Here is a 13349-nt window from a genome sequence, read left to right on the forward strand (position 1 = left end):
TCCGGTTGCACGCTCCGGTTGCGCGGAAGCCCGCGCAACCGGCTGCCGGACCGTGGCCGCCCCGGCCGGCGCTCACGCGGGGCGGCCACAGCGCCTGTCACGTCACTGGGTGAGCGTGCAGGCGGCCAGGGAGTCCAGGCCCTGGGGCTTCTCGGCGGTACGGCCGATGGCGGTGGCGATGCGGTTCACGGTGGCGATGCGCTTGTCCTCCAGCGGGCCGAGGATGGCGTTCTGCACGAAGTTGGGTCCGCCCTGTCCCACGGTGTCGACCAGCCGCTGGTTGGCCTCGGCGACCTGGGTGTCGAGCAGGGCAAGGTTGCGGTCGACCTCGGCCTGGGCGGAGGCCGGGATCGCGGGCAGCTCGGACTCGACGTCCGGGCAGCTGATCGCGCCGGCGCCGGTGTTCCCGGCCTCGTCGCCGCCGGCGCCGGTGTCCCCGGCTCCCTCGGTGGCCGGGGCGCTCGGCGCGGCCTCGACCTCCTCACCGGCACCGGCCTCTTCACCGGCACCCGCTTCCTCACCGGCATCGGCTTCCTCGCCCGCACCCGCGCCGCCGCCCGCGTCGAGGGTGCAGGCGGCGAAGGCCTCCAGCCCCTCCGGCTTCGCCGCCGCGCGGCCGATGGCGGTCTCGATGCGGTTGAGGGCGGCGACGCGCTTGTCCTCGAGCGGGCCGAGGATGGCGTTCTGCACGAAGTTGGGGCCGCCCTGCCCGACGGTGTCGACGAGCCGCTTGTTGGCTTCGTCGATCTGGGTCTGCAGCTGGGCCAGGTTGCTGTCGACCTCGGCCTGGGCGGAGGCGGGGATCGCGGGCAACTCGGAGGTGACGTCCGGGCAGCTGATCGTGCCGGGGCCCGCCAGGGTCCGGGCGCCGTCGCCGCTCTTGGACGTCTCCCCGGCGAGGGCGGACTGGGCGATCACCGCGCCGGTCAGCACGACCGCGGCGGCGCCGCCGATGAACGCGACGCGTCGCTTGTTGTACTTCGGAAGAGCCCTGGACATGCGGATGCCTCACTCGGGTCAGGGGTCGATTCGGTCTGTTCCGAATGACTCGGTTGTTTACAAACGCGGCGCCTGCGTCCGGCGAGAGATACGGGAAAGCGATTTCCCGCGTTCAAATCCATCCGCGATTCACCTCCCGTGCCCCCGAGATTGACGAACCATGCAGCCTCCTGCATACTCATGCATGTCAGCGAATGCACTGTGAGGAGAAACCCGTGACCGAGCGCGTCGTACTCGCCTACTCAGGCGGACTGGACACCTCCGTCGCCATCGGCTGGATCGCCGAGGAGACGGGCGCCGAGGTCATCGCCGTTGCGGTCGACGTCGGCCAGGGCGGCGAGGACCTGGACGTCATCCGCAAGCGCGCCCTCGCGTGCGGTGCCGTCGAGGCCGAGGTCGCGGACGCCAAGGACGAGTTCGCCGAGGAGTACTGTCTCCCGGCGATCAAGGCCAACGCCCTCTACATGGACCGCTATCCGCTGGTCTCGGCCCTCTCCCGGCCGACGATCGTCAAGCACCTCGTCGCCGCCGCCCAGAAGCACGGCGCCACCACGGTCGCCCACGGCTGCACCGGCAAGGGCAACGACCAGGTCCGCTTCGAGGCGGGCATCGTCGCCCTCGCGCCCGACCTCAAGTGCATCGCCCCGGTTCGCGACTACGCGATGACCCGGGACAAGGCGATCGCGTTCTGCGAGGAGAAGAGCCTCCCGATCGCGACGACCAAGAAGTCCCCGTACTCCATCGACCAGAACGTCTTCGGCCGTGCCGTCGAGACCGGCTTCCTTGAGGACATCTGGAACGCCCCGATCGAGGACGTCTACGAGTACACGCAGAACCCCGCGCTCCCGCGTGAGCCCGACGAGGTCGTCATCACCTTCAAGGCGGGCGTCCCGGTCGCCATCGACGGCAAGCCCGTCACCGTCCTTCAGGCCATCCAGCAGCTCAACCAGCGCGCCGGCGCCCAGGGCGTCGGCCGGATCGACATGGTCGAGGACCGACTCGTGGGCATCAAGTCCCGTGAGGTGTACGAGGCTCCCGGCGCCATCGCGCTGATCACGGCCCACCAGGAGCTGGAGAACGTCACCGTCGAGCGCGAACTGGCCCGCTACAAGCGGCAGGTCGAGCAGCGCTGGGGCGAGCTGGTCTACGACGGCCTGTGGTTCTCCCCGCTCAAGCGCGCCCTGGACGGCTTCATCGACGAGGCCAGCCAGCACGTCAACGGCGACATCCGGATGACCCTGCACGGCGGCCGCGCGGTCGTCACGGGCCGGCGCTCCGAGACCTCGCTGTACGACTTCAACCTCGCCACGTACGACACCGGCGACACCTTCGACCAGGCCGCGGCCAAGGGCTTCATCGACATCTACAGCCTGTCGTCGAAGATCGCGGCGAAGCGGGACCTGGCGTAAGCCTCGCCCGTACCGACCTGACAGCCGCCTCCTCACCTGCAAGGGTGGGGAGGCGGTCGCACATTCACGATTCTCCGAGGAGCAGAGCAAAGTGAGCAGCAACAGCGGTGACGTACGGCTCTGGGGCGGCCGTTTCGCCGACGGTCCCGCCGAGGCCCTGGCGAAGCTGTCCGCGTCCGTCCACTTCGACTGGCGGCTCGCGCCGTACGACATCGCCGGTTCGCGTGCGCACGCGCGTGTGCTGCACAAGGCGGGCCTGCTCACGGAGGACGAGCTGACCCGGATGCTCGCCGGGCTGGACCAACTGGAAGCGGACGTTGCATCGGGCGAGTTCGTCGGCACGATCGCCGACGAGGACGTGCACACCGCCCTGGAGCGCGGCCTGCTGGAGCGCCTCGGCCCCGACCTCGGCGGCAAGCTGCGCGCGGGCCGCTCCCGCAACGACCAGGTCGCGACCCTCTTTCGCATGTACCTGCGGGACCACGCCCGCATCATCGGCGGCCTGATCGCCGACCTCCAGGACGCGCTGATCGGCCTGGCCGAGGCCCACCCGGACGTGGCGATGCCCGGCCGCACCCACCTCCAGCACGCCCAGCCGGTGCTCTTCGCCCACCACGTCCTCGCCCACGTCCAGTCCCTGTCCCGGGACGCCGAGCGCCTGCGTCAGTGGGACGAGCGCACGGCGGTCTCCCCGTACGGCTCGGGCGCCCTGGCGGGCTCCTCCCTCGGTCTGGACCCGGAGGCGGTGGCGAAGGACCTCGGCTTCGAGCACGGGTCGGCCGCCAACTCCATCGACGGCACCGCGTCCCGTGACTTCGTCGCCGAGTTCGCCTTCATCACCGCGATGATCGGCGTGAACCTCTCCCGGATCGCCGAGGAGATCATCATCTGGAACACGAAGGAGTTCTCCTTCGTGACCCTGCACGACGCGTTCTCCACGGGCTCGTCGATCATGCCGCAGAAGAAGAACCCGGACATCGCGGAGCTGGCCCGCGGCAAGTCCGGCCGCCTGATCGGCAACCTGACGGGCCTCATGGCCACGCTCAAGGCGCTCCCGCTGGCGTACAACCGCGACCTCCAGGAGGACAAGGAGCCGGTCTTCGACTCCTGCGACCAGTTGGAGGTCCTGCTCCCGGCCTTCACCGGCATGATGGCCACCCTCACCGTCCACCGCGACCGCATGGAAGAACTGGCCCCGGCCGGCTTCTCCCTCGCCACCGACATCGCCGAGTGGCTGGTCAAGCAAGGCGTCCCCTTCCGCGTCGCCCACGAGGTCGCCGGCGAGTGCGTCAAGGCCGCCGAGACCGAGGGCAAGGAACTGAACGACTTGACGGACGAGCAGTTCGCGAAGATCTCCGCCCATCTGACGCCAGAGGTGCGGTCGGTGCTCAATGTGCCGGGTGCCTTGGCCTCGCGTAACGGTCGCGGGGGTACGGCACCGAGCGCGGTGGCGGTACAACTGGCCGAGGTCAAGGCGAACGTGGCGCAGCAGCACGAATGGGCAACGGCTCGGCAGCAGGCCTAAGGGGCGCGGGGAACTGCGCGACAAGCCACACACAACCTGCACCCGCCAGAGCACCGCACAACCCGAGCTCTGAGGCGCCCCCGCTTCACCGAAGGTCATCGCGGGTTACGTTGGTCAGGAGCCGTACCGGAGCCGACCCAACGGAGCCCGCGATGCCCTTCGCCCGACTGGCAACAGCAACAACCCCCACCTGCCACATCGGCCTAGGCCTCGCCGCCGTAGGGCGCCCCGGCTACATCAACCTCGGCCGAGACCAGGACCTCGGAGAGAACCGCAGCGTAGAAACCCTCCGCACCCGCACCAACGAACTCCTGGACGCCGCCTACGCGCAAGGCGTCCGCTACTTCGACGCGGCCCGCTCCTACGGCCGTTCCGAAGAGTTCCTCGCCGACTGGCTGAACGCCCACCCCGACGTAAACGACGTAGTCATCGGCAGCAAGTGGGGCTACACCTACACCGCGGGCTGGTCCACCGACGCCGAGCAGCACGAGGTCAAGGACCACAGCGTCACGACGTACGAGCGCCAGCGCGCCGAGACCGACGCCCTGCTCGGCGACCGGCTCGACCTCTACCAGATCCACTCGCTGACCCCGGACAGCCCGGCCCTCACCGACAAGGAACTCCACGCGAGGCTCGCCGAGGCCGCCGCCCAGGGCCTCACCCTCGGCTTCTCCACCAGCGGCCCCGCCCAAGCCGACACCATCCGCGCCGCCCTCGCCGTGACGGTCGACGGCGAGCCCCTCTTCCGTACCGTCCAGTCGACCTACAACGCATTGGAGACATCCGCCGGCCCCGCACTCGCCGAGGCCCACGACGCCGGACTCACGGTGATCGTCAAGGAAGCCATGGCCAACGGACGGCTCGCGGAACCGCACGCGCCGGACGCGCTGAAGGCCGTAGCCGAAGAAACGTCTCTGGGGTGCGATGCCGTCGCCCTCGCGCTGGTCCTGCGGCAGCCGTGGGCCGGGGTCGTCCTCTCGGGCGCCGCGACCGTCGTCCAACTGGCCTCCAACCTGCATGCCGCGGTCGTCGACCTCGACGACGCTCAGCTGTCCCGGCTGGCCGCGCTGGTCGAGGAACCGTCCGCGTACTGGGAGCGGCGCGGGCAGCTGCCCTGGCACTGAGAAACCGTGAGTGGACAAGTGCCGTGAGACGATCATGCCCCGCATGAGACAAGCATGTCTCACCTGGGTTATGGTTGTCTCATGGCTGTCGACCGTGACCATGTGCTGCGCAGCGCAGCCGCCCTGCTCACCCGTAAATCCACCGCGACCATGGACGAGGTCGCCAAGGCCGCCGGGATCAGCAGGGCCACGCTGCACCGCCAGTTCGCCGGGCGGGACGCGCTCGTCCGGGCGCTCGAAACGCTCGGCATTGCGGAGTGCGAGCACGCGCTGGACAGGGCCCGCCTGGACGAAGGCGGCGCGAGCGACGCCGTAAGACGGCTCGTCCATGAGATCGAACCGGCCGCCGCGCTGCTGGCCTTCCTCTACACCGAGAACCAGCTGTTCGAGGGCGGGCAGCAGAACGAGGGCTGGACCCGGATCGACGACCGCGTGGCGGCCCTGTTCCGACGCGGTCAGGCGGCCGGCGAGTTCCGGATCGACCTCACGCCGGCTTGGCTCACCGAGGCGCTCTACGGACTGCTGGCCTCCGGCGCCTGGGCGGTGTCCGAAGGCCGCGTGGCCTCCAACGACTTCAACTTCATGATCGTCGAGCTGTTGCTCGGCGGCGCACTACGGAGAGAGGAATCATGACCAGCACCCTGCAGCCGGCGAACCCGACCGAGGCGGTGAAGCGCCCCGGCCGTTGGCTCGCGCTGGCCGTCCTCGTGCTCGCCGTGCTGCTGGTGGCCGTCGACGCGACCGTCCTCGGCCTGGCGACCCCCTACATCAGCGAGGACCTGAAGCCCACGGGCACCCAGCTCCTGTGGATCGGTGACGTCTACTCCTTCGTGATCGCCGGTCTGCTCGTCTCCATGGGCAGCCTCGGCGACCGCATCGGCCGCAAGCGGATCCTGCTCATCGGCGCCACGGCGTTCGGGGCGATATCCGTGCTCAACGCCTACGCGACGACCCCGGAGCTGATGATCGCGGCCCGGGCGCTGCTCGGTGTCGCGGGCGCGACGCTGATGCCCGCCACGCTCGCCCTGATCCGCAACCTCTTCCACGACCCGCGCGAACGCAGCCTCGCGGTCGGCATCTGGGGCGCCACCGCTTCCGCGGGCACCGCGATCGGCCCGATCATGGGCGGCTTCCTGCTCGAACACTTCTGGTGGGGCTCGGTCTTCCTGATCAACCTGCCCGTGATGGCGGTCCTGGTCCTCGTCGGCATCAAGATGCTGCCGGAGTCACGCAAGCCGAACCCCGGCCCGTGGGACCTGCTCAGCGTCGTGCTGTCGCTCGTCGGCATGGTCGCGATCGTGTACGCCGTGAAGGAAGCCGCGACCCACGGCTTCACGTGGGAGACGATCGCCGCTGCCGTGCTGGGCCTGGCGTCGCTGTACGGCTTCGTACGGCGCCAACTCACCCTGCCCACACCCCTGCTGGACATGCGGCTGTTCCGCAACCGCGGCTTCAGCGGGGCCGTCCTGGCCGACCTGCTGACCATCTTCGGCCTGTCCGGCCTGGTGTTCTTCCTCTCGCAGTATCTGCAACTCGTCCAGGGCCGACGCCCGTTCGAGGCAGGTCTGGCCGAACTTCCCGCCGCCATCGGCGCGGTGGCGGCCGGCCTGATCGCCGGCCGCGCGGCCCGCCGCTTCTCCGTACGCACCGTCGTCTCCGGCGGCCTCGCGGCAGTCGGCCTGGCCCTGGCCGCCCTCACGGTCATCGACCAGTCCACCGGCTACCCCCTCCTCGGTGCCGCCCTGCTCGTCGTAGGCATCGGCGCGGGCTTCTCCTTCACCGTCACCGCAGACGTCATCCTCTCCAGCGTCCCGAAGGAGGAGGCAGGCGCGGCATCGGCGGTGTCCGAGACGGCATACGAACTGGGCGCGGCCCTGGGAATCGCCCTGCTGGGCTCGATCGTGACGGGCGTGTACCGGGGCTTCGCAGGTCCGGCGGGCACACCGGACGCGGCGCACGAGTCGCTGGGCGGCGCGGTGGAAGCGGCAGCGGGGATGCCCGCACAAACGTCTGCGGCAATGCTGGACGCGGCCCGGCAATCCTTCGTAGACGGCCTGGCCCTGGCGGCAGGCGCAGGCGCGGCAGTCCTACTCGCAGCGGCAGCAGCAGCATGGTTCATGCTGCGAAATCAGCGGCTGGATAGCCGACGTTAAGGGGCGCGGGGAACTGCGCGACCAGCCACCGACAACCCGCACCCGCAAACCGCCACCGACCAGCCCCCACACTAGGCTTTAAGCCCCTTTTCGCCCCGGCCTGATGGTCTTGGCTCCGTACCCGACGTCGTTCCCCACGGCCGAAGGAGCCAAAGACCATGACACGACGTACACGCATACTCCTGGTCACCGGCGGCGCCCTCACCGCCGCCACCCTCGCCGGAGGCGGCATCGCACTCGCCGCCGACGGAGACGAGGCGCCCCGCGAGAACGTGAGGTTCGTCGTCACGGATCACGACGACTGCCCGGACAAGGACGGCACCGCCCCGTCCGACGACCCGGCGTCCGCGCTGTGACCGCCGAACCCCCGCAGGACAAGCTCCTCGAAGAGGCCCTATTCGAGGTCAAGAGGGTCATCGTCGGCCAGGACCGCATGGTGGAGCGCATGTTCACCGCGATCCTGGCCCGCGGCCACTGTCTGCTGGAGGGCGTGCCCGGAGTCGCCAAGACCCTGGCCGCGAAGACCCTCGCCCATGTGGCCGGAGGCGAGTTCGCCCGGCTGCAGTTCACCCCCGACCTCGTTCCCTCCGACATCACCGGCACCCGGATCTACCGTCCGTCCCAGGAGGCGTTCGACATCGAACCCGGCCCGGTGATCGCCAACGTCGTCCTCGCCGACGAGATCAACCGCGCCCCCGCCAAGGTGCAGTCCGCGCTCCTGGAGGTCATGGGCGAGCACCAGGTCTCCATCGGCGGCACCACGATCCCCGTCCCCGAGCCGTTCCTCGTCCTCGCCACCCAGAACCCGATCGAGTCCGAGGGCGTCTACCGCCTCCCCGAGGCCCAGCGCGACCGCTTCCTGCTCAAGGTGGAGGTTCCGGCGCCCAGCGAGTCCGAGGAACTCGCCATCCTCTACCGGATGAGCGTCGACCCGCCGAGCCCCCGCCGCATCCTCACCCCGGAGCGGCTGATCGCGCTCCAACGCACCGCGGACCAGGTGTTCGTGCACCACGCGGTCGCCGAGTACGCCGTACGACTGGTCTGCGCGACTCGCGAACAGGCGGGACCGGAGCGGAGGCTGGCGCACGGTGCGGGCCCGCGGGCCACGCTCGGCCTGGTCGCCGCTGCCCGTGCCCTGGCCCTGCTGCGGGGTCGCGGATACGTCCTGCCGGCCGACGTCGGCGACTTGGCGCACGAGGTCATCGCGCACCGTCTCGTCCTGTCCTTCGACGCGCTCGCCGACGGCATCGCCCCCGGCGCGATCGTCGACGAGGTCCTGACGGCGGTCGAGCAGCCCCGTATCAGCCCCCGTCAGGCCGCCGAGGAGGAAGCGGCATGAGCGGCACCACCCCCACGCTCCACGAACTCACCCCCGAACAGGCCCTCAAGCACCTGGAGTTGATCTTCACCCGCCGCCCGGACGGACTCCTCCAGGGCGACCACGCCTCCCTGCTGCCCGGTCCCGGCAGCGAGGTCTCGGAGACCCGGCCGTACGTCGTCGGCGACGACGTACGCCGGATGGACTGGAACGCCACCGCCCGCACCACCGTCCCCCACGTCCGCCTCACCCTCGCCGACCGCGAACTCACCACCTGGATCGTCCTCGACACCTCCGCGAGCATGGACTTCGGCACCGCCCGCATGGAGAAACGGGACCTCGCCGTAGGCGCGGCGGCAGCCGTCGCGTTCCTCACCGAGCGGGCCGGCAACCGGCTCGGGGCGCAGATCACGGGCCCGCACGGCATCCAGCGGATCCCGCCGCGCACCGGACGCCACCACATGCTGACCATCCTGCGCGCCGCCCTCGAACGCCCCCGGGTGAACGCGGGCGTCCCCGAACACACCCTCGCCGACGCCCTGGTGGCCCTGCGCGCGCTGCCCGCGCGCGGACTCGTCGCCGTCGTCTCCGACTTCCTGGAGACCGGCTGGGAGCGGCCGTTGCGCATCGCCACCCGCCGCCACCAGGTCCTCGCCATCGAGACCGTCGACCCGCGCGAGCTGGAGCTGCCCGACGTCGGACTGCTCACCGTCGTCGACCCGGAGACCGGCCGCAGGCGCGACATCCCCACCCACGCACGGAGATTGCGCGAACGGTATGCCGCAGCCGCGCTGGAGCAGCGGGCCGTCATCAAGCAGTCCATACGCCGCGCGGGCGCCGCCCACCTCAGGCTCCGTACCGACCGGGACTGGGTGAAGGACGTCGTCCGGTACGTCGAGGACCAGCGGCGTCGAGCGGGAGGCGGCGCCGCATGAAGGAGGTCCGATGAGTCTGAGTTCACCCGGCTGGCTGCTGCTCCTGGTGCCGCTCGCCGGACTGATCGGCGCATATCTGCTGGTGCAGCGGCGCCGGCGCCGGTACGCCGTCCGGTTCACCAACCTCGATCTGCTCGACAAGGTCGCGCCCAGCCGGCCCGGATGGCGGCGGCACATCCCCGCCGCCGCCTTCTGCGCCACGCTCGGGCTGCTGGTCGTCGGCTTCGCGCGCCCCACCGCAGATGTGCAGGTGCCGCGCGAGCGGGCCACCATCATGATCGCCTTCGATGTCTCCGGCTCCATGGAGGCCACCGACGTCGAGCCCACCCGCATGGACGCCGCCAAGCGCGCCGCCGTCACTTTCGTCGACCTGTTGCCCGAGCGGTTCAACGTCGGACTGGTGCCGTTCAGCGGTACCACCACCGTCGCGGTCCCGCCGACCACCGACCGCGTGGTGCTGCGCCGGGCCATCGAACAGCTCACCCCGGGTCAGGCCACGGCAATCGGCGACGCCGTGATGGCTTCGCGGGACGCCATCCGGACACTCGACAAGGAGGCCGAGACCGAGCCGCCGCCCGCGCACGTCGTGCTGCTGTCCGACGGCGCCAACACCGCGGGACGCTCAGTGGAATCGGCGGCCGCGGAGATCGCCGCCGACCGCATCCCGGTCTCGACGATCGCGTACGGCACCGAGGACGGGGTCATCGAGTTCCCGGACGGCCGTGTCCTGCAAGTCCCCGTCGACGGCCCCGCACTGGAGGCCCTCGCTGAGCGCACGGGCGGCGACTTCCACGAGGCCGCGACGGGCGAGGAACTCCAGGCCGTCTACGAGGACATCGGCAGCTCCGTCGGCCATCGCACCGAGGAGCGAGAGATCTGGCAGTGGTTCGTCGCCGCGGGCCTCATCACCGCCCTGGCCGCCGCGGCGACCTCGCTGCTCTGGTTCTCCCGGCTGCCCTGACGGCCCATTCACCGACGTTGGAGGAACGATGCCCGACCAGTCGTACACCGGCCCTCCCGGCTCACCGGGGGAGCAGGGGCTTGACGCACCGGACGGGGGTGGAGGCGCGGGGCCGGGAGAGGCGCCCATGCCCGACGTTCCGCACCTCGGTCTCGGCCACCCGCGCGGCCCCGCCTTTCTGCCCGGCCGTCCCCCGGCGCCCATCGACCCGTACGCACAGACCACTCCTGTCACTCCCACCCCCTACTCCACCCCACAATCGCCGCCCCCGTCCCCTCCCCGCACCCCCACTACCCGCCGCCCCCTCACCGCCGCGATCCTCGCCGCCGTCCTCGCGGGCGGGTGCGCCGGATACGTGGCCGGAGCCTTCGGGGACAGCGACCCCGCCGCCCCGACCGCCACCGTCGCCTCCGGTGACCTCGAAGCCGTGGCCGCCCGGGTCCTGCCCAGCGTGGTCTCCGTGGTGACCGCGTCCGGGCAGGGCTCGGGGTTCGTGTTCGACGAGCGGGGGCGGATCCTCACCAACGCGCATGTCGTGAACGGGAGTTCGCGCGTGTCCGTCGAGCTGCAGGACGGGCGCCGGCTCAGCGCCCAGGTGATCGGCGACGACCCCGCGCACGACGTGGCCGTACTGGAGCCGGAGACGGCACGGGGGCTGCGGGCCGCCGAACTGGCCACCGCCGGACGCCCGGCCGTCGGGGACACCGTCCTCGCCATCGGCTCCCCGCTCGGCCTCAGCGGCACCGTCACCTCAGGCATCGTCAGCGCCCTCGACCGCCCCGTCACACTGGGCGAAGGCACGGGCGGCGGACGGCAGCAGCGCGCACTGCAGACCGACGCCTCGATCAACCCCGGCAACTCCGGCGGGCCGCTGGTCGACGCCGATGGACGGGTCATCGGCATCAATACGGCCATCGCGACGTTGGACCAGCAAAGGGGCGGCTCCATAGGCATCGGCTTCGCGATCCCCGTGGCCGACGCCGCGGACGCCGCGGAGACCATCATCGACGGTGGGTAGGTGGTCGTACATGAGACTGCTCGTGGTCGAGGACGAGGAGGACCTGGTCGTCGCCCTCAAGGTCGGGCTGGTCAGGGCGGGCTACGCGGTCGATGTCGCCCCGGACGTCGACACCGCGACCGAGAAGCTCGCCGTCAACGACTACGACCTCGTGCTGCTGGACCTGAACCTGCCCGACGGCGACGGCTTCGCGGTGTGCCGCGCCATCCGCACCACCCCCGGAGGCCCCCGCATCCTGATGCTCACCGCGCGCGACCGGCTCGCGGACCGGGTTCGCGGCCTCGACGAGGGCGCCGACGACTACCTGGTCAAACCCTTCGCCCTGCCCGAACTCCTCGCCCGCATCAGGGCGTTGCTCCGCCGCGAGGACGGCGGCACCTCGGTCGTCGAGGTCGGCGAACTGCGCCTGGACACGGCCCGCTTCGAGGCGTTCCGCGGCGCCCGCCAACTCCAGCTCACACCCAAGGAGTTCGGCGTCCTGCACTATCTGATGACCCGCCCCGGACGCGTCGTACCCACTGAGGAACTGCTGGAGCACGTCTGGGACGAGCACGCGGACCCGTTCACCAACACCGTGCGGGTCACGGTCGGCTCGCTGCGCCGGAAGATCACCGGTGACGAGGATCCACTCATCGAGACGGTGATACGGCAGGGCTACCGGCTGAAGGAGACGTCATGAAGTCCGTCCTACGGCGTCTGCGGCTCCCGGCGTTCACCCACACCATCCGCTTCCGCCTCACCGTCCTCTACTCCGGCCTCCTCTTCATCCTCACCGCGCTCGTCCTGCTCGGCACCTATCTCGCCGTCGAACGCAGCGGCGAGGCGAAACCGGTCACCAAGCAGTTCTCGGTCACGAAGATCGTGAACGGCGAGGAGGTGGGGGAGTTCGACGCCGTCAAGGTCGAGCAGGTAGAGGCGGCCGTCAACTACGAGACGCTCGCCAACCTCCGCCGCTTCTCCCTCGCCCTGCTCGGCGGCCTCGCCGTCGCCAGCCTCGCCATCGGCTGGATCCTCTCCGGCCGCGCGCTGCGCCCCGTACGCGCCATCTCCCGTACGGCCGCCGACATCCAGGCCACCGACCTCTCCCAGCGCATCCGGCTGGGCGGCCCCAAGGACGAGCTGCGGGACCTCGCCGACACCGTCGACTCCATGCTCGACCGGCTCGACGAGGCGTTCCGCGCCCAGCGCCAGCTGATAGACGACGCCTCCCACGAACTGCGCAGCCCGCTAGCCATCATCCGCGCCAACGTCGACGCCGTCCTCACGGCCGAGGAGTCCGACGAGGACGAGCGGCGCATCGCCGCCCGCAGCGTCGACCGCGCCACCACCCGGATGACCCGCCTCGTCGAGGACCTCCTCGCCACCGCCCGCCGCAGCGCGCCCGCCCTCGCCGACGCCGACGTCGACCTGGCCACCGCGGCATCCGAGGCCTGTGAGGACTTCACCCCCCTCGCCGCCGAACGCGGCCTCACCCTCCACCGCCGCCTCGCCCCCGGCCTCACCGTCATCGGCGACCACGACGCCCTCCGCCGCGCCGTCGGCAACCTGCTCTCCAACGCCGTACGACTCTCCCCACCCGGCACCCTCATCACCGTCGCCGCGGGCCGCACCGAGGGCTGGCTCTGGGTAGCCGTCCGAGACGAGGGCCCCGGCATCATCGACGACGACCAGTCCCGAGTCTTCGACCGCTTCTGGCGAGCGAAGGGCAATGGCGGGAGCCGGGACCGCCACGCGGGCTTGGGCCTAGCGATCGTCCGCCAGATAGTGGAGTCACACGGCGGCCAGATCCGGTTGTTCTCGCAGGTGGGGAAGGGTTCTACGTTCGTACTGTGGTTCCCGGCACCGGGCGAGGGGAACAGGGTTGGCGGACCACCCGACGGGAGTGTGGCGCCCCTTTAGGGGCGCGG

At 70.8% G+C, this 13349-nt stretch carries 13 protein-coding genes; 12 read left to right on the forward strand and 1 reads right to left on the reverse strand.

Translation table 11 applies throughout. The features are described 5' to 3' along the window. Positions 1-102 precede the first annotated feature (102 nt). Positions 103-999, reverse strand: a complete 897-nt coding sequence (locus tag AB0I98_RS32725) for a hypothetical protein (RefSeq protein ID WP_362948276.1) — start codon at positions 997-999, stop codon at positions 103-105. A 215-nt stretch (positions 1000-1214) separates the two neighbouring features. Between AB0I98_RS32725 and AB0I98_RS32730 the strand changes: the two genes are divergently transcribed. From AB0I98_RS32730 to AB0I98_RS32785, 12 genes are all read left to right on the forward strand, one after another. After that, positions 1215-2408: an argininosuccinate synthase gene (locus tag AB0I98_RS32730; RefSeq protein ID WP_362948278.1), complete on the forward strand. Its 1194-nt coding sequence runs from the start codon at positions 1215-1217 to the stop codon at positions 2406-2408. Positions 2409-2499: 91 nt separating this feature from the next. Further along, positions 2500-3933 (forward strand): argininosuccinate lyase, encoded by a 1434-nt coding sequence (gene argH / locus AB0I98_RS32735; RefSeq protein ID WP_362948280.1) that lies wholly within the window; start codon positions 2500-2502, stop codon positions 3931-3933. Between the two features lie 152 nt (positions 3934-4085). Further along, a complete protein-coding gene (locus AB0I98_RS32740) occupies positions 4086-5057 on the forward strand; it encodes an aldo/keto reductase (protein ID WP_362948282.1) in 972 nt (323 codons plus the stop codon). A gap of 81 nt (positions 5058-5138) precedes the next feature. Next, positions 5139-5690 carry a helix-turn-helix domain-containing protein gene (locus AB0I98_RS32745; RefSeq protein ID WP_362948284.1) on the forward strand — a complete coding sequence of 184 codons (552 nt, stop codon included), beginning with the start codon at positions 5139-5141 and terminating at the stop codon, positions 5688-5690. Next, positions 5687-7210 (forward strand): MFS transporter, encoded by a 1524-nt coding sequence (locus tag AB0I98_RS32750; RefSeq protein WP_362948285.1) that lies wholly within the window; start codon positions 5687-5689, stop codon positions 7208-7210. The genes AB0I98_RS32745 and AB0I98_RS32750 overlap by 4 nt, the downstream gene beginning before the upstream one ends. Positions 7211-7368: 158 nt before the next feature. Next, entirely contained in the window at positions 7369-7566 is a 198-nt protein-coding gene (locus AB0I98_RS32755; RefSeq protein WP_362948287.1) for a hypothetical protein, read from the forward strand. Continuing rightward, positions 7563-8549 (forward strand): AAA family ATPase, encoded by a 987-nt coding sequence (locus AB0I98_RS32760; protein ID WP_362948289.1) that lies wholly within the window; start codon positions 7563-7565, stop codon positions 8547-8549. Before AB0I98_RS32755 ends, AB0I98_RS32760 begins: the two co-directional genes overlap by 4 nt. Next, complete coding sequence (locus tag AB0I98_RS32765; protein WP_362948291.1) at positions 8546-9463, forward strand: DUF58 domain-containing protein; 918 nt, start codon at positions 8546-8548, stop codon at positions 9461-9463. The genes AB0I98_RS32760 and AB0I98_RS32765 overlap by 4 nt, the downstream gene beginning before the upstream one ends. Positions 9464-9473: 10 nt before the next feature. Next, entirely contained in the window at positions 9474-10424 is a 951-nt protein-coding gene (locus tag AB0I98_RS32770) for a VWA domain-containing protein (protein ID WP_362948293.1), read from the forward strand. A gap of 127 nt (positions 10425-10551) precedes the next feature. Beyond that, a complete protein-coding gene (locus AB0I98_RS32775; protein ID WP_362948294.1) occupies positions 10552-11442 on the forward strand; it encodes a trypsin-like peptidase domain-containing protein in 891 nt (296 codons plus the stop codon). 10 nt (positions 11443-11452) lie between these two features. Beyond that, on the forward strand, positions 11453-12121 hold the full coding sequence (locus tag AB0I98_RS32780) for a response regulator transcription factor (protein ID WP_328503890.1): 669 nt from the start codon (positions 11453-11455) through the stop codon (positions 12119-12121). Then, positions 12118-13341 carry a HAMP domain-containing sensor histidine kinase gene (locus tag AB0I98_RS32785; protein WP_362948296.1) on the forward strand — a complete coding sequence of 408 codons (1224 nt, stop codon included), beginning with the start codon at positions 12118-12120 and terminating at the stop codon, positions 13339-13341. The genes AB0I98_RS32780 and AB0I98_RS32785 overlap by 4 nt, the downstream gene beginning before the upstream one ends. Positions 13342-13349 lie beyond the last annotated feature (8 nt).

Source organism: Streptomyces sp. NPDC050211, from assembly GCF_040656035.1.
GTDB lineage: Bacteria > Actinomycetota > Actinomycetes > Streptomycetales > Streptomycetaceae > Streptomyces.

Bases quoted from the DNA above. Each gene is read 5' to 3' on its own strand.
- AB0I98_RS32780 (WP_328503890.1), top strand. From the start codon at position 11,453: ATGAGACTGCTCGTGGTCGAGGACGAGGAGGACCTGGTCGTCGCCCTC.
- AB0I98_RS32755 (WP_362948287.1), top strand. From the start codon at position 7,369: ATGACACGACGTACACGCATACTCCTGGTCACCGGCGGCGCCCTCACC.
- AB0I98_RS32770 (WP_362948293.1), top strand. From the start codon at position 9,474: ATGAGTCTGAGTTCACCCGGCTGGCTGCTGCTCCTGGTGCCGCTCGCC.
- AB0I98_RS32765 (WP_362948291.1), top strand. From the start codon at position 8,546: ATGAGCGGCACCACCCCCACGCTCCACGAACTCACCCCCGAACAGGCC.
- AB0I98_RS32740 (WP_362948282.1), top strand. From the start codon at position 4,086: ATGCCCTTCGCCCGACTGGCAACAGCAACAACCCCCACCTGCCACATC.
- AB0I98_RS32785 (WP_362948296.1), top strand. From the start codon at position 12,118: ATGAAGTCCGTCCTACGGCGTCTGCGGCTCCCGGCGTTCACCCACACC.
- AB0I98_RS32750 (WP_362948285.1), top strand. From the start codon at position 5,687: ATGACCAGCACCCTGCAGCCGGCGAACCCGACCGAGGCGGTGAAGCGC.
- AB0I98_RS32745 (WP_362948284.1), top strand. From the start codon at position 5,139: ATGGCTGTCGACCGTGACCATGTGCTGCGCAGCGCAGCCGCCCTGCTC.
- AB0I98_RS32725 (WP_362948276.1), bottom strand. From the start codon at position 999: ATGTCCAGGGCTCTTCCGAAGTACAACAAGCGACGCGTCGCGTTCATC.
- AB0I98_RS32775 (WP_362948294.1), top strand. From the start codon at position 10,552: ATGCCCGACGTTCCGCACCTCGGTCTCGGCCACCCGCGCGGCCCCGCC.